The sequence below is a fragment of the Candidatus Brevundimonas phytovorans genome, assembly GCA_029203145.1.
Taxonomy (GTDB): domain Bacteria; phylum Pseudomonadota; class Alphaproteobacteria; order Caulobacterales; family Caulobacteraceae; genus Brevundimonas; species Brevundimonas phytovorans.
Window position 1 is genome coordinate 2,644,157 of record CP119309.1, and the last position, 14,599, is coordinate 2,658,755.

Genomic DNA, 14,599 nt, shown 5'->3' on the forward strand with positions numbered 1-14,599 from the left:
CGTGGTCAGTAAACGGGGGCGGCGCCGATGACGCCGCTCATCTGGCCGGGGGCGTCGATCAGCCGCCCGTCCTCGGCCTGCACATAGCCTGTCAGAACGAACAGCTTCAAGCCGCCGCCCGCCGCCAGAGGGCTGGCGATCAGGCCCGCTTCGCTCAGGGCCGCGACGATGCGGGCGTCGGGAGCGGCGCTGTCCGTGACCCAGAAGGTGCGGTCGTCGCCGGTCGGGCCGGGGACCTCGGTCGAGACCAGCAGGGCGCGGGGCGAACCGGCGGCGTCGTCCGGCAGGGCGGCGACGACCTTGAGCATGGGCAAGGCCAGCAGTCGACCCCACCAGGGGCGAGAGCCGAGGTCGATCAGGGCGCGCCCGCCCTGGCGAGCCGTCAGCAGCGCCTGATCCGGCTCGGCGACGGGGCGAGCGATCAGGCCCCAGCGGTCGGCGGCCAGGGCTTGCGCCAGCGGCCCGCAGGTCGCCAGCGCCGGCCCGGTCGCCGCCTCGATGCGGCCCAGCACAGCGCGCAGGGCCGGACGCTCAGCCACGGGGATGTCGCGCAGCAGGTCGCGCAGGGCGATGGCGTCAGCGTCAGCGGAGCCCCTCGCCCCGGCGACGATCCGGGCGCGGGCCGCTGCGATCAGGGCGCGGTCCAGCGCCAGACGCTCAGCATCCTCGGGCGGTTCGACCAGCATCAGAACAGCTGGGGTGCGGGGGACAGGGCGAAGGGCCCCAGATAGGTGCGCCCGCCCTTGAAGTTCAGCGTCAGATCGACGGCCTGACCCTGATCGCCGGCGCCGCCCTGCGGCGTGGCGGCGGCGGCGCGCGCGGCGGCGGCGCGGTCCACGGCCCCGCCCTGAGTAGCCCCGGCCAGACCGACGATGGCGGCCAGAGGCTTCTCGGCGCGCAGGAAGACTTCGCCTTGAAGCTGCCCCTTGTCGTCCGCCGACAGGGCCGGGCTGGACAGGAAGGTGCGGCTTTCGCCCGCCTCAAGCTGGCCCTTCATGTCGATGAAGCGGCCCCCGGCGGCGGTCCAGGCGGACAGCAACCCTTGCGCGTCGGCGCCCTTCAGCGCGCTGGCCTTCTCGATCACGGCCTCGACCTGGGCGTTCAGCTTGCCTGACTGGGTCAGGCCCTCGACCGGACCATTGGGGCGGCCCTCGCCGTCGACCAGACGAAACAGGACATCGACGTCGTCGGTCGGCGTGTTCGAGCCGGCCACGTGGGGCCGCATGTAGAACTGGACCAGACCCGCCTTGGCCAGGGGGAAGGGCTCGGCCTCCGGCAGGGCGGTGAAGACCGGCTTGGCCAGCTCGACCACGACATTGGGCCAGCGCTGGGTCAGGCCGTGCAGGCTCATGCGGATCATCTCGGCGCGGATCGCCACCTTGCCCTTGGCCCCGCGCGTCAGGACCAGACCGTCCGGCGCGGCGATGACCCACTTGGTCGGGTTGTAGGCGTTGGCCTCGGCCACGATCTCGGGCGCGGCGACGGCATGGCCCGAGGGGGCGACGACATCGACGTGCTTCATCGCCACCCGCGCCCGCAGCGGCCAGCCGGTCGTGGTCAGGCCGGCGTGCTTCACGGTCCAGCCCGACTGCTCCAGCCGGGCGATGCGGCCCTCAAGCTTTTGTTCGATCTGCTGGGTCAGGAAGAACCACCAGCCGGTCCACAGGGTCAGGCCGACGAAGACGATGGCGAAGGGGACGATCAGTCCCTTGCGGCTGTGGCGGATGGGGGCGTCGATCGGGGCGGCGGGGGCGTCGGTCATGGGGTCTCCGGGGGCGCGGCCTCACTTAGCCCAAGGACTGAGGCAGGACCAAGGATCAAGGCGGGGAAGCCGCCGGTCGGATTGCACTTGTACGGTGCAAGAGAAAAAACAGTGCAATTCGTGCAATGGGCGAAGCGGGTCGGACGCTCAATCCGCCCCCGCGGCGCGGGGGAGGATCGCGGCGATCAACGGGCGAAAGAGGCTCATGGGGCGGTCCGGCGCGGCTGTTTCGATGGCTGAACAGTGTGCCGCAGCCCGGCGCCAGGGCGAGCAGATCGGCGGCGGCGACCCTGAAACGCCCTTTGCGTCTATGCCGGCGCTGCTGGACGAAAAATAATCTTCAGCAGAATCAGGCCGTCAGATCGACCAGGTTCGCGCCCGCCGCGCGCGCCGCCTCGTCCGGCGCCAGGCCCAGCAGCAGGCCGCGCTGGCCGCCGTTGATCAGGATGCGCTCGAACAGGATGGCGGTCTCGTCCATCACGGTCGGGACGGCCTTCCTCTGCCCGAAAGGACTGACGCCCCCGACCTTGTAGCCGGTCAGGCGCTCGGCGTCGGCGGGCTTCATCATCTGGGCCGACTTGGCCCCGAGGGCGGCCGCCAGCTTCTTCATGCTGACCTCGCAGTCGGACGGGACGATGACGCAGGCGGGCTTGGCGTCCACCAGGGTCATCAGGGTCTTGAACACCTGCTCCGGCGCCCAGCCCAGGGCCTCGGCCGCCTGAAGTCCCACGCGCGGCGCGTCGGGATCGTAGTCGTAGGGGAAGAGCTCGAAGGCGACCCCGGCCTTGGTCAGGGCGAGGGTGGCGGGGGTGGTCTTGGACATGGCTCGATGCATAGCCCCGCACCAATCTTTCGTCATCCTCCGGCAAGCCGCGCAGCGGCGAAGACCGGGGGACCCAGCGGCGCCCGGAGGGGGAAACGCACCGCCCACACAGAAAAGATCGCCTTCGGCGCCGCTGGGTCCCCCGGTCTCGCTCCGCTCGCCGGAGGATGACGAAGGGAAGAGAAGCGGAGGCTTCAGCCCGCTTCGGGGTTCAGGAAGCTCTTCGTCAGCTCCACCGCCTCGGCCAGGCCCATGCGCTGGACCTCGGTTCCGGGCGGCAGGCCGGCGAACAGGCGGGTCGGACAGGCGGCGTCCAGCATCAGGAAGACGCCCTTGTCGTCGGCGCGGCGGATCAGGCGGCCAAAGGCCTGGGCGATGCGGCCGCGCGCCAGGGCGTCGTCATAAGTCTTGCCGCCGAAGCGCTCACGCCGCGCCTTGTGCAGCAAGTCAGGACGCGGCCAGGGCACACGGTCAAAGGCGAGCACGCGCAAGGACCGCCCCGGCACGTCCACCCCGTCGCGCACGGCGTCCGTGCCCAGCAGGCAGGAGTCCTGTTCGGCGCGGAAGACGTCGACCAGGGCTCCAACCTCCAGCGGATCGACGTGCTGGGCGTAGAGAGGGACGCCCGCCTTGGCGAGATCCGGCCCCAGCCGCTCATAGACGGTCTTCAGCCGGCGGATGGCGGTGAAGAGGCCGAGCCCCCCGCCGCCCGCCGCCAGGAAGAGTTCGCGCATGGCCGCCGCGATCTGGCGCGGGTCGTCCTTCATCAGGTCGTTGACGACGATGATGCGGCTGTTGGCGGCATAGTCGAAGGGGCTGTCCACCTTCAGCGTCCGCGCCGGTTCGATCAGGCGGGCCGCGCCGCTGCGCATCCGGGCCAGAGAAAACGGGTCCTCGGCCGCCGGGTCCGACAGGGTAGCGGAGGTGATCAGCACGCCGTGGGCCGGCATAATGACGGCGGCTTCCAGCGGCACGGTCGGGTCGATCCAGTGGCGGCGCAGGGCCACGTCGTGGATGCGGCCAAAGGCGGCCTCGGCGCTGAGCCAGTCCACGAAATCGGGATCGGGTTCGTCGCCGCCTTCTTCGAGCGCCGCCAGCATGGAGCGCCAGCCCGGCAAGGTCATGCGCGCGCGCCGGTCCATGCCGCGCAAGGCGCCCTCGATGCGGGCGCGGGCGGCGCCGTCCAACTCGGCGGCCTCCTCATCCAGAATGTCCTCAAGGTGGCGCGACAGGGCCAGCAGGGGCGCCTCGACGGCGGCGATGGCGCGGGCGGCGGCGCGGGCGGCCTCCAGCACCGGCTCGGTGGCCGGGCGCAGGGCGCACTCCATGCCGAACTCGGTCCCGCCGGTTTCCTGACTGCGGGCGCGAAGTTGCTCCAGGGCGGCGACGAGGAAGGCCTCGATCGGGCCGATGGGATTGATCTCGCCGGACGCCGGCGCGATGCGGCCCGACACCCCCTCGCCGGGCAGGGCGGCGGCGGCGATCATGGCGTCCTTCAGGGCCTTGGCCGCGGCCTCGTTGTCGGCGCACAGGTCGCCCAGACGCTGTTCCAGCCCGCGCCCGCGACGGCCGCGTCCCTCGGGGCCGCGGATCCAGCGGCGCAACTCGGCGGCTTCCTGACCCGAGAGGGCGGCGGAAAAGGCGCTGTCGGCGGCGTCGAACAGGTGGTGGCCCTCGTCGAAGACGATGCGTTTCAGCGCCGCCGTCTCGCCGTCCTGCTTCTGGCCGCGCGCCGAGCGGGCGCCGTCGAAGGCGGCCTGGGTCATGACCAGGGCGTGGTTGGCCACGACCAGATCGGCGCGGCGACTGGCGCGGATGGTCTTCTCGACGAAGCACAGACGGTAATGCGGACAGGCCGCGTGGACGCATTCGCCGCGCCGGTCGACCAGATTGGCCGGGCTGGCCTGATGGCTGGGGGCGGCGGCGAACAGGCCGGGCAGCCAGCCGGGATAGTCGCCGCCGGTCATGTCGCCGTCGCGGCTGTGCGCGGCCCAGCGGCTGGCCAGCCCCATGCCGATCAGGTCGCCGTTGCCCAGTTGGGCGGCCTGCATCATGTCCTGCAGGTTCAGCAGGCAGAGGTAGTTTTCGCGGCCCTTGCGCACCACCGTCTTCTTGCGGCGCTCGGCCTCGTCCGGCCACAGGGCGCGGCTTTCGCGGTCGATCTGGCGTTGCAGGGCGCGGGTATAGGTCGAGACCCAGGCCGCCCCCGAGTTGCGCTCGGCCCACAGGCTGGCGGGGGCCAGATAGCCCAGGGTCTTGCCGGTGCCGGTGCCGGCCTCGGCCAGCAGGACGCGCGGACGGCCCTCCTCGTTGCGGGGGGAAAAGGCGTAGGCGGCCTCGGCGGCGTAGTCGGACTGGGCGGGCCGGGTTTCGTCCAGACCCGAGGCCTGCAGCAGCTTGTCCAGACGGATGCGGGCGCTTTCAGAATCGACGGGGGCGGAGCCGGCCTCGCCGCGCGGGGCCTCGTCCTCCCACTCGGCGAGGCGGGACCAGACGTCCAGACCGGCGCCGCGCTCGCGCCGGTCGCGCAAGGGACCCGCCTGAAGCGCGGCCAGCACGCGCGCGCCCCAGGACCAGCCTGCCCGGTCCAGCGTCCCGGCCAGGGTGAAGGCGTCCTCGCGGCCCGGATAGGCCGGGTCGGTCAGTTCATTCAGCAGGTCGGCGGCGGCGTCGCGCAGGGCCTGGGCCTGAGCCTCGGCCCCCTTGGGCTCGGAGCGGCCCAGGGCGAGGGCCAGGCCCGACGGCGAGGGCGCGCAGAACCTGGCGGGGCGCACGAAGGCGTAGAGCTCCAGCACGTCCAGCATGTCGGTCGAGCGCGGCGGCGGACTGAGGCCCAGGCGACGGGCGGTCAGGCTGGCGTGGGCGACCATGACGGGGCCGCCGGTGAAGACGCCCTCGGCCGCGCCGCGCCCGATCTTCCTCGCGCCCGTCGCGTCGCACACGGCGCCCGCGCCCGGCGGGGTGGCCAGGGCAGGCGGCAGCTCGGCCCAAGGCTGAGTCGCGGGCTGGACGGTGGAGGGAGCGGAGACGTCGGTCACGCCCGATCCATAGCGCTCTGCGCCGCGAAACGGAACGGGAACGTTCGCCCCTCTCGCCAGAGGCCGAAAACGCGATAGGCTCGGTTCAAAGGGAGGACCGCCCATGCAGACCCGCCGCATCGCCACCGACGGCCTGACGCAACAGGTGCTGGAGGCCGGAACAGGCCCGCTGGTCCTGCTGCTGCACGGCTTTCCCGAACTGGGGATCAGCTGGCGGGCGCAGGTTCAGGCCCTGGCCGAAGCCGGTTTCCACGCCGTAGCCCCCGACATGCGCGGCTATGGCGGGACCGACAAACCCGCCGATGCAGAGGAACACACGATCCTGCATCTGGTCGGGGACATGGTCGATCTGGTGCCGGCGCTGGGGGAGGATCAGGCCGTAGTCGTCGGTCACGACTGGGGGTCGGCGGTCGCCTGGCACTGCGCCCTGATGCGGCCGGATGTGTTCCGCGCCGTGGCCGGCCTGTCGGTGCCCTTCCAGCCGCGCCGGCCCAAGGGACCGCCGACCGCGGCGATGGCGGCCATCACCAAACGGGCGGGGCTGGGCGACCTCTACATCAACCGCTTCCAGTCGCCGGAGGCCCATGTGGCGCTGGACGCCGATCCAGCGACGGCGCTGAGGAAGATGTTCTGGGCCTATGACGGCGCCACCGCACCGGCCGACCAGTCGACCGGCTTCATGCCCGAGGGCGTGTCCCTGCTGGACAGCATCGCCGACGACGCGGCCCTGCCGCCGTGGATGAGCGCGGCGCACTTCGAGGAATACGTCGCCGCCTTCAGCGGGTCAGGCTTCAAGGGACCGCTGGACTGGTATCGTTGTCTCGACCGCAACTGGCGCCTGACCGCCTTCCTGCAAGGCCAGAAGATTGCCCAGCCCGCCCTCTTCATGGTCGGCGACCGAGACCCCGTCCGCCACTACGCCGGTCCGCACGAGGCGGGGCAGAAGGACTGGCTGACGAGCCTACGCGGCCAGGTGATCCTGCCCGGCGCCGGCCACTGGCTGCAACAGGAGCGGGCGGACGCGGTCAATGCGGCGCTGATCGCCTTCATCAGCGGGCTGAGCTGAACCTAGGCCACATCAGGCCCGTCCGGCAGGGACTTGAGCCACTGCACCAGCACTTCGTGGCGAATGGGTCCGTCCGACAGGGAGACGTCGCGCGGCGGCGACAGCGGCTCGACGTCTGAGGGGGAATAGCCAAAGCGCGCCCGGAACTGGCGGCTGAAATGCGAGGCCGAGGCGAAGCCGTAGGCGTAGGCGATGTCGGCGATGGTGGGCGCGGGGCCGCTTCTCTGTCGCAGGGCGCGCCGGGCGTGATGCAGCCGCCGGTCCTGAATATAGCGCGTGACCCCGCCGTCCTCGTCAAAGGCGCGATAGAGGGAGGCGCGCGACACGCCCGCCGCCTTGGCCACGGCGTCGCTGGTGATTGCGGCGTCTCCCGCCGTCAGACGGGTTTCGATGAAGCCCTTGGCCTGACGCCGGACCGAGCGTTGCAGGGCTGTGACCTCGGACGGCGCCAGCGTTACGGCAAACCCCGTCATCCGCGCCGCGACCAGCAGCAGGGCCTGGATCGCGGCCTCGACCTCGTCGTCCGTCAGGGTGGCGGCCAGGGCGTCCAGACTGGTCAGGTGGGCGGTCAGCAGGCGCGCGCCCGGCGCATCCGGCGCGATGACCGCGCCGTGGGCCTGTCGCCCCAGCAGACAGGCCGGCACAGCCGCGCGCGGCGCGATCAGGGCGATGACGTCGACCCTCTCAAGCCGGGAGTTTCCCGGAAGCGACAGATCGCGCAGCTGAACGGCGCCAGGCGCGGCGCGGACCGACCGGCCGTCGGCGTCGCCGACCACCGCCGCCTGATGCACCGACAGGTTGAGGCCGTCCACGTCCGAGCGGCGCAGGGTCGCGGGGCTTCGCGACAGGGTCTGACAAACGGACCGCCCATAGCCGATGGCGCCGGCGTCGACCACGGTGGTGCGGGTCTCGTTGTAGAAGTTCAGCCGGTCATGGTCGCTGACGCCGGAGACCTCGTAAAAGTCGGCCATGCCATAGACGTAGCGTTCGAAGGCGTCAGGCACGGTCTGGGTTGAAACCGCCCAGGAAATCGAATTCGAGGCCATGGCGCCCTACCCTCGAACCAACAGGCCTAGTCGACGACGCGGGCGGCGGTGATACCGCGCTGCGCCAGCTTCGCCTGCAGGCTGTCGGCGCCCGCCAGATGGCCGGCGCCGACCGAGATGAAGGCTGTGCCTGAGCCGGCGAGAAGGGTCTGGATCTGATTGGCCCAGGCCTCGTTCCGGCGTGTCAGCATGACGGCGTACATTTCCGGCGATTCCGCCTTCATCTCCTGGCCGATCAGGGCGTCGATCCCTTCCACGTCGCCGGTGGACCAGGCGCTCACCATCCGCCCCAGCATGGCCTCGGCCTGATCGAACTCCTTCAGGCTCGAACGCAGCATGGCCAGTTGGGCGTCTTCGGACATGTCGGCGATGAAGCCGATCTGCTGGGGCGCCGTCTCGAAGCCCCTGATCGGCTTGCCGGCGGCGGCGGCGCGGGCATGCAGGATCTGGTCGCCGCCGTTGGTCGCGACATAGCCGGCTTTCTGGATCGAGGCGAGCGCCAGTTGCAGGCTGGCCAGCCAGGGGCGCAGCGGGTCCAGTTGCGCCGCCGTGGCGCCGACGGTGCGGGCGGCGGCGTCCAGGTCGGCCAGTTCGTCGGCGGTCAGGAGGCTGGACAGGGGGCGGTCAGGCGAAATCCCCTTGGCCTGGATCAGGGGAATGACGCCGTCCTGATTGTTCAGGTCCGCAATCTCGAACCAGTATTCATCGGCGCTGGCGAAGGCTCGATCCACGCGGGCCGTGCCCCAGGGCGTCTCGGGCTTCAGCACATGAACCGTGCCGAACAGGTAGAGGGTGGAATCCGCGTCCCGGATCACCCAGAGGGCGGGGCCGGAACCGCTGGGCGCCGCTGTGACGGCGACAGGCGCCGCCTCCGGCGTCTGGGCCATCGTGGACGGCGCCAGCAGCAAGGCCGACAGGGCGCAGCCGAGGGTCAAGGTCGCGCGGACGCAGGCGGTCAGTCGGGCGATGGGCATGGCGGACATCCTTTCAGGCGGCGGATCAAGCGAACAGCGGCGAGGGCTATTCCTCGTCCGAGAAGATGGCTTCGATCGGCAGGGCGAACAGGCGGGCGATCTTGAAGGCCAAGGGCAGGGAGGGGTCGTAGCGCCCCGTCTCGAGCGCATTGACGGTCTGGCGCGAGACGCCGAGCTCGGTCGCCAGGTGAGCCTGGCTCCAGTCGCGTTCGGCGCGCAGGACCTTGAGACGGTTGTTCATGCCGCCCCCCTCATCGACGCGCCCACCACCACCAGACCCAGGCGACGCCGTAACCGATCAGCATCAGCGTCAGCATGGCGAAGGCGCCGGTGGCGGCATAGGCGGCCGGGTCGGCGCGATCGGAATACCAGGCGGGAATATTGAGGGTCGCCGCCTGGGGCAGGGAGGCGAGAATGACGAAGACGCCGCCCACGGCCATGCCGCTGGACCCGCCCCAGAACCAGGCCCATTTGTGCGCCTCCTGAGCCGCCTCATCGATCGAGCGCATCCACTTCAAGCTGATCCACATGGCGATCAGCATGCTGAAACCGGCGAAGATGCAGATCACCGTCAGGGCGACCGGACTGGCCAGCACGTCCTGGTCGCTGGCGCTCAGATAGCCGATGACCCCGCCAGTGACAAAGATCGCCACAAGGAACAGAGCCAGCGCGACCGCTGACTGGAGAATGAGTTTACGCTTGCCGGCCACGACGCCCTCCCGATCTGACAAGGACGTTTTACATTACAGGCAGCGATCGTCAAGCGTGGTTGTCAGACCAGCGGCGGCTTAATCCGCCGGGGCGTTCAGCAGTTCGGGGCGGCTGAGGGTGCGCGGCGACTGTTCGACGGCGGGAAGTTCGGGCAGGTCCTTGCCCTCGTGATCGACCTGCAGGTCCTCGAAGCGGCGGGCCGAGACCATGACCTGGCTCTCCAGCGAGCCGACGAACTGGTTGTACTTGCCGACGGCGGTTTCCAGCGCCCGACCGACCGAGGCGGCGTGGCCGCCCATGACCGACAGGCGCTTGTAGAGCTCCTTGCCCAGCTTGGCGACGTCCTCGGCGTTCTTGGCCTGCTCCTCGGCGCGCCAGCCATAGGCGACCGCCTTGCACAGGGCGAACAGGGTGGTGGGCGTGACGATGACCACGCGCGAGGCCATGGCGTCCGTCATCAGGTTGGGCTCGTGGTCCAGGGCGGCGGACAGGAAGGCGTCGCCGGGCACGAACATGGCGACGAAGTCGGGGCTGGGCTTGAACTGGTCCTGATAGGCCTTGGACGACAGCTGGCGCACGTGGGTCTTCATGCTGGCGGCGGTGCGGGCCGACATGGCGCGCCCTTGCGCTTCCTCGTCGCCGTCCGCCTCGTCGGCGAAGGCCAGCGACACCTTGGCGTCGATGACGAACATGCCGCCGCCGGGCAGTTTGACGATGAAGTCCGGGCGCTGCTGACGGCCCTCGTCATTGGCCGAGGAGTTCTGCTCCTCGAAGTCGAAGCGCCCGGCCATGCCGGCGGCCTCCAGCACGTTGCGGCAGGTCTGCTCGCCCCAGCGGCCGCGACGGCCGGTGTTGCCCTTCAGGGCCTCGGTCAGACGGCGCGCTTCGTCGCGGGTGGCGGTCGAGGCGGTCATCAGGGCGGCCAGTTGCTCCTTCAGCCCGCCCGTGTCCTCGGCGCGGGTCTTCTCCAGGGCGGCGACGTGTTCCTGGAACTTGGCCAGGGTATCGGAGACCGGCTTGAGCTGGGCCTCCATGCGTTCGCGGGCGACGCGGTCCTGGGCCTGGAAGGTCTCGGTGGCGCGGGCCACCAGCTTGCTCGCCACGGCCTCGGCCGACTGCGAGGCCTGGGCCTTGAGGAACTCGGCCATGGAATCACGGCTCTCCTCCATCAGCTCCAGTCGGGCGTCGGCGGCGTCGAGCGCCCCCTTGGCCTTCTGCCAGCCCATGAAGGCCCAGAAGAAGCCGGCGACAGCGGCCACGGCGACGATCAGCAGGATGAGTTCGAGCGTGTTCATGCTCCGTTCCTAGCCGGAGTCGCGGGCGGTTGAAAGTCGCCCCTCTCCCGATGGGAGAGGGCTTGAGCGCACGAGAGCGGCAGCGATCGTGCTTGCGCCAAAGGGTGAGGGTTCGCGGGTGAAGTTGACCGAAGGTCGCTACGCGACGGCTTACGCCGACTGACAGGGTGGGCCCTCACCCTTTCGCCTGGCGGATCGCCTTCGGCTCTCCGAGGCTCAAGCCCTCTCCCATCGGGAGAGGGAAATGTTAAGCGGGGCGTCGCGCTCGCAGGGCCTGGATGATGGTGCCGTCATCCAGCCAGTCCAGTTCGCCGCCGACGGGGACGCCGCGCGCCAGACTGGTGACTTCGACGCCTGCCGCCGACAGGCGTTCGGCCAGGTAATGCGCCGTGGTCTGGCCGTCGACGGTGGCGGGCAGGGCCAGCACGACCTCGCGCGCTTCGCCGCCTTTTGCCCGGCCGATCAGTTCGGCGATGCGCAACTGTTCGGGGCCGACGCCGTCCAGGGCCGACAGCAGGCCGCCCAGCACATGATACTTGCCGCGAAAGGCGCCGGACCGCTCCATGGCCCACAGGGCGCCGGCCTCCTCGACGACGCAGATCAGGGCGTTGCCGCGGGCGTTGTCGGAGCAGATGGAACAGGGATTGCGGGTGTCGGGCGCGGCGCAGACCGAGCAGTTGACCACCTTCTCGGCGGTTTCAGCCAGTGACGCCGCCAGCGGGACCAGCAGTTGCTCGCGCCGCTTCAGCAGGGCCAGGGCCGCGCGCCGGGCCGAGCGCGGCCCCATGCCCGGCAGCTTGGCCAGCAGACTGATCAGGCGTTCGATTTCCGGTCCGGCGGAGGCGGCCATCAGAAGAGTTTCGGCATCCCCGGAATGTTCATCCCGGCCATGGGGCCGGCGGCCTCGCGCATCAGGGCGCTGTTGACCTCGTCCAGCTTGCGCTTGGCGTCGGCGTGGGCGGCGACGATCAGGTCGGCCAGGATTTCACCCTCGCCGGGGGCCATCAGGCTGTCGTCGATCTTCACCGCGGTGATCTCGCCGGGGCCTTTCAGGGCGATGGTGACAAGGCCGCCGCCCGAGGTGCCCTCGGCGGTGGTTTCGGCCATCTTGGCCTGGGCGTCCTGCAGCTTTTGCTGCATGGCCTGGGCCTGTTGCATCAGGGCGTTGAGGTCTTTCATAAGCCCTAGATAGGGTGATCCGCCACGCCGCGACAGACCCCCGAGAAACAAGCCCCGTCCTCGGAGGCGAGATTTTTTGCGCCGGCCAGGCTTGACCTGACCGTCGGAAAGGCCAAATAGCAACCATAGAAGTTGCTAATTATTGTTCAGGAGGTTCCGCCCATGGCTTACGACGCTCTTTCCGCCCGCGACCTGCCGGTGTCCGACACCGTTCTGGCCCAGCTGTTCACCGAGGCGCGCACGCGCAACGGCTGGAGCGACCGGCCCGTGTCCGAAGACCTGATCCGCAAACTCTACGACCTGACCAAGTTCGGCCCGACCGCGGTCAACGCCACGCCCGCCCGTTTCGTCTTCATCACCTCGCCCGAAGCCAAGGCCCGCCTGTCGATCCACATGAGCGAGGGCAACCGCGCCAAGACACTGGCGGCCCCGGTCAACCTGATCATCGCTCAGGACATCGATTTCCATGAGACGCTGGGCAAGCTGTTCCCGCACGCGCCGGGCGCCCGCGACTGGTTCCTGGACGAGGCCGGTCGCCGCGAAGCCGCCTTCCGCAACGCCTCGCTGCAAGGCGGCTATCTGACCATCGCCGCGCGCGCCCTGGGTCTGGACGTCGGTCCGATGTCGGGCTTTGACGCCGCCGGCGTGAAGGCGGAGTTCTTCCCCGACAGCAAGGTCGAGCCGAACTTCATCATGAACCTGGGCTACGGCACGGACGAAAACCTGTTCCCGCGCTCGCCCCGCCTCGACTTCGAGGAAGCCGCGCAGATTCTGTAAGCGCAGCGGCGAGGGCGATCAGTCGTCCTCGCCCGCCTCGTCATCCTCAGGGATGGCGGGCATTTCCACCGCCGGCGCCAGGGTCTTGATGTCCTTGATCTCGGCGCCGGGGAAGGCCTGCATGATGGACACCACGAAGGGGTCCGCCTCGACCGCCGCACGGCGGGCGGAGCGGGCCTTTTTCTCGACCTCGATCAGGGTCTCGCCGCCGCCCTGGCCGTTGGCGGCGATCAGCCAGGTGCGGCCGGTCCATTCCTTGAGCCGCGAGGCCAGACGCCGCGCCAGATCGACCGGCGAGCCCTGGGCGGGCTCATAGACGATGGCGCCCGGCTTGAACGACACCGGCCGGACATAGCGTTCGACGTCCATCTGCAGCGTGATTTCACGCTTTTCCCCGATCAGGGCGACCACGGCCTCGAAGGTCTGGGGATCAGGCAAGGCCGGCTGGGCCATGGGCCGCGGCGCCAGCATGGCCGAGGCGCCCCCGCCGCCTCCAGAGCCGCCGCCGCGCGGACCGCCCGCGCCGCCGCCCGGCAGGGTTCCGCCCGACTGGATGGCCTTCAGCGCCTCTTCCGGTCCCGGCAGGTCAGCGGCGTAGGCCAGACGCACGAGGGCCATTTCCACCGCATCCGCCGGGTTCGGCGCCCGCCGCACCTCATCCAGCGCCTTGAGCAGCATCTGCCAGGTGCGCGACAGGGTCCCGGCGGAAATCGCCGCGCCCATGGCGGCGAGTTTCTGCGCCTGATCATTGGGCAGGCGGGTGGCGTTCGGGCCCAGCATCTTGGCGACCGAGGCCGCGTGGCAATGCTCCAGCAGGTCGTTCGTCACCTGCACCGGATCGGCGCCATAGCCGTAAAGGGTGCGGAAATTCTCCAACGCCTCGGCCGTGCGCCCAGCCATGACGGATTCGAACAGGGCGATGGTCTGGGTCCGGTCGGCCAGGCCCAGCATGTCGCGCACGGTCGCGGTCTGCACCGTCGCGCCGCTCTCGGCCTGAACCAGGGCCTGGTCCAGCAGGCTGAGGCCGTCGCGGACCGAGCCTTCGGCCGCGCGCGAAATCAGCGCCAGCGCCTCCTGCTCGATCTTCATGCCCTCGCGTTCGGCGATGCGGCCCAGATGGCCGACCAGGACCTCGGGCTCGACGCGACGCAGGTCGAAGCGCTGGCAGCGGCTGAGGATCGTCACCGGAACCTTGCGGATCTCGGTGGTGGCGAAGATGAATTTGGCGTGGGGCGGCGGTTCTTCCAGCGTCTTCAGCAGGGCGTTGAACGCCTGCGTCGACAGCATATGGACCTCGTCGAGGACATAGACCTTGTAGCGAGCCTCGACCGGGGCGTAGCGGACGCTCTCGAGGATGTCGCGGATATCGTTGACGCCCGTGTGCGAGGCGGCGTCCATCTCCATGACGTCCATGTGCTGGCCGGCCATGATCGAGGCGTCGTGACGACCGTGCGCCGTCAGGCTCAGCGACGGCTTGTCGATGACGTCGGTTTCGTTGTTCAGGGCGCGGGCCAGCAGGCGGGCGGTCGTCGTCTTGCCGACGCCCCGCACCCCGGTCAGCATGAAGGCGTGGGCGATGCGGCCCGTAGCGAAGGCGTTGGTCAGGGTCCTGACCATGGCCTCCTGGCCGATCAGGTCCTCGAAGGTGCGCGGGCGGTATTTGCGCGCCAGAACCTTGTAGGCGCCGTCGTCGGCGGGCTCGTCCGCAAAGGGCTCGGCCTTGGCGGGCGCGGTGGCAGGCGTCGGAGCGGGCGCGGCGACGGGCGCCGCTACAGGTTCAGGCGCAGCAGCAGGCGCGCCGAACATGTCGTCGGTGTTCTCGTCCCGCTCGGGAACGTCCTCCTCCCAGGGAGGGCCATCAAGACTCGGATCGACGTCGCTCATGATCCTGTCTTAGCGCGAGAGGGCGCGGTCGCGCACCCCCTCGC

The 14,599-nt window shown here is 70.1% G+C and carries 14 protein-coding genes; 2 read left to right on the plus strand and 12 right to left on the minus strand.

Going from position 1 to position 14,599, the window contains the following annotated elements; translation table 11 throughout:
- Window positions 1–5: 5 nt before the first annotated feature.
- From P0Y52_12980 to P0Y52_12995, 4 genes are all read right to left on the minus strand, one after another.
- Window positions 6–686, minus strand: coding sequence for a hypothetical protein (locus P0Y52_12980; protein ID WEK57440.1), 681 nt, complete (start codon window positions 684–686; stop codon window positions 6–8).
- On the minus strand, window positions 686–1,762 hold the full coding sequence (locus P0Y52_12985; protein WEK57441.1) for a DUF2125 domain-containing protein: 1,077 nt from the start codon (window positions 1,760–1,762) through the stop codon (window positions 686–688). The genes P0Y52_12980 and P0Y52_12985 overlap by 1 nt, the downstream gene beginning before the upstream one ends.
- 349 nt (window positions 1,763–2,111) lie before the next feature.
- Window positions 2,112–2,585 carry a Cys-tRNA(Pro) deacylase gene (gene ybaK, locus P0Y52_12990; protein WEK57442.1) on the minus strand — a complete coding sequence of 158 codons (474 nt, stop codon included), beginning with the start codon at window positions 2,583–2,585 and terminating at the stop codon, window positions 2,112–2,114.
- 194 nt (window positions 2,586–2,779) lie between these two features.
- Complete coding sequence (locus tag P0Y52_12995) at window positions 2,780–5,455, minus strand: ATP-dependent DNA helicase (GenBank protein ID WEK59500.1); 2,676 nt, start codon at window positions 5,453–5,455, stop codon at window positions 2,780–2,782.
- A gap of 271 nt (window positions 5,456–5,726) precedes the next feature.
- On the opposite strand from P0Y52_12995, the gene P0Y52_13000 reads away from it, so the two are divergent.
- Window positions 5,727–6,689 (plus strand): alpha/beta hydrolase, encoded by a 963-nt coding sequence (locus tag P0Y52_13000; GenBank protein WEK57443.1) that lies wholly within the window; start codon window positions 5,727–5,729, stop codon window positions 6,687–6,689.
- A 2-nt stretch (window positions 6,690–6,691) separates the two neighbouring features.
- Here P0Y52_13000 and P0Y52_13005 read toward each other — a convergent pair whose 3' ends face one another.
- From P0Y52_13005 to P0Y52_13035, 7 genes are all read right to left on the minus strand, one after another.
- Window positions 6,692–7,735, minus strand: coding sequence for a helix-turn-helix transcriptional regulator (locus P0Y52_13005; protein ID WEK57444.1), 1,044 nt, complete (start codon window positions 7,733–7,735; stop codon window positions 6,692–6,694).
- Between the two features lie 26 nt (window positions 7,736–7,761).
- Entirely contained in the window at window positions 7,762–8,709 is a 948-nt protein-coding gene (locus tag P0Y52_13010) for a TraB/GumN family protein (protein ID WEK57445.1), read from the minus strand.
- A 46-nt stretch (window positions 8,710–8,755) separates the two neighbouring features.
- Window positions 8,756–8,950, minus strand: coding sequence for a helix-turn-helix transcriptional regulator (locus tag P0Y52_13015; GenBank protein WEK57446.1), 195 nt, complete (start codon window positions 8,948–8,950; stop codon window positions 8,756–8,758).
- A 10-nt stretch (window positions 8,951–8,960) separates the two neighbouring features.
- Complete coding sequence (locus P0Y52_13020) at window positions 8,961–9,419, minus strand: hypothetical protein (GenBank protein WEK57447.1); 459 nt, start codon at window positions 9,417–9,419, stop codon at window positions 8,961–8,963.
- Between the two features lie 78 nt (window positions 9,420–9,497).
- On the minus strand, window positions 9,498–10,715 hold the full coding sequence (locus tag P0Y52_13025) for a DNA recombination protein RmuC (protein ID WEK57448.1): 1,218 nt from the start codon (window positions 10,713–10,715) through the stop codon (window positions 9,498–9,500).
- 247 nt (window positions 10,716–10,962) lie between these two features.
- On the minus strand, window positions 10,963–11,565 hold the full coding sequence (recR, locus tag P0Y52_13030; GenBank protein WEK57449.1) for a recombination mediator RecR: 603 nt from the start codon (window positions 11,563–11,565) through the stop codon (window positions 10,963–10,965).
- A complete protein-coding gene (locus P0Y52_13035; protein ID WEK57450.1) occupies window positions 11,565–11,894 on the minus strand; it encodes a YbaB/EbfC family nucleoid-associated protein in 330 nt (109 codons plus the stop codon). Before P0Y52_13035 ends, recR begins: the two co-directional genes overlap by 1 nt.
- A gap of 162 nt (window positions 11,895–12,056) precedes the next feature.
- Between P0Y52_13035 and P0Y52_13040 the strand changes: the two genes are divergently transcribed.
- Entirely contained in the window at window positions 12,057–12,671 is a 615-nt protein-coding gene (locus P0Y52_13040; protein WEK57451.1) for a malonic semialdehyde reductase, read from the plus strand.
- Window positions 12,672–12,689: 18 nt separating this feature from the next.
- On the opposite strand, the gene P0Y52_13045 is transcribed toward P0Y52_13040, so the two are convergent.
- On the minus strand, window positions 12,690–14,555 hold the full coding sequence (locus P0Y52_13045; protein ID WEK57452.1) for a DNA polymerase III subunit gamma/tau: 1,866 nt from the start codon (window positions 14,553–14,555) through the stop codon (window positions 12,690–12,692).
- Window positions 14,556–14,599 lie beyond the last annotated feature (44 nt).

Coding starts and splice junctions, on each gene's coding strand:
- ybaK (WEK57442.1), bottom strand. CDS start 2,585: ATGTCCAAGACCACCCCCGCCACCCTCGCCCTGACCAAGGCCGGGGTC.
- P0Y52_13005 (WEK57444.1), bottom strand. CDS start 7,735: ATGGCCTCGAATTCGATTTCCTGGGCGGTTTCAACCCAGACCGTGCCT.
- P0Y52_13025 (WEK57448.1), bottom strand. CDS start 10,715: ATGAACACGCTCGAACTCATCCTGCTGATCGTCGCCGTGGCCGCTGTC.
- recR (WEK57449.1), bottom strand. CDS start 11,565: ATGGCCGCCTCCGCCGGACCGGAAATCGAACGCCTGATCAGTCTGCTG.
- P0Y52_12980 (WEK57440.1), bottom strand. CDS start 686: ATGCTGGTCGAACCGCCCGAGGATGCTGAGCGTCTGGCGCTGGACCGC.
- P0Y52_12995 (WEK59500.1), bottom strand. CDS start 5,455: ATGGTCGCCCACGCCAGCCTGACCGCCCGTCGCCTGGGCCTCAGTCCG.
- P0Y52_13000 (WEK57443.1), top strand. CDS start 5,727: ATGCAGACCCGCCGCATCGCCACCGACGGCCTGACGCAACAGGTGCTG.
- P0Y52_13035 (WEK57450.1), bottom strand. CDS start 11,894: ATGAAAGACCTCAACGCCCTGATGCAACAGGCCCAGGCCATGCAGCAA.
- P0Y52_13045 (WEK57452.1), bottom strand. CDS start 14,555: ATGAGCGACGTCGATCCGAGTCTTGATGGCCCTCCCTGGGAGGAGGAC.
- P0Y52_13015 (WEK57446.1), bottom strand. CDS start 8,950: ATGAACAACCGTCTCAAGGTCCTGCGCGCCGAACGCGACTGGAGCCAG.
- P0Y52_13010 (WEK57445.1), bottom strand. CDS start 8,709: ATGCCCATCGCCCGACTGACCGCCTGCGTCCGCGCGACCTTGACCCTC.
- P0Y52_13040 (WEK57451.1), top strand. CDS start 12,057: ATGGCTTACGACGCTCTTTCCGCCCGCGACCTGCCGGTGTCCGACACC.
- P0Y52_12985 (WEK57441.1), bottom strand. CDS start 1,762: ATGACCGACGCCCCCGCCGCCCCGATCGACGCCCCCATCCGCCACAGC.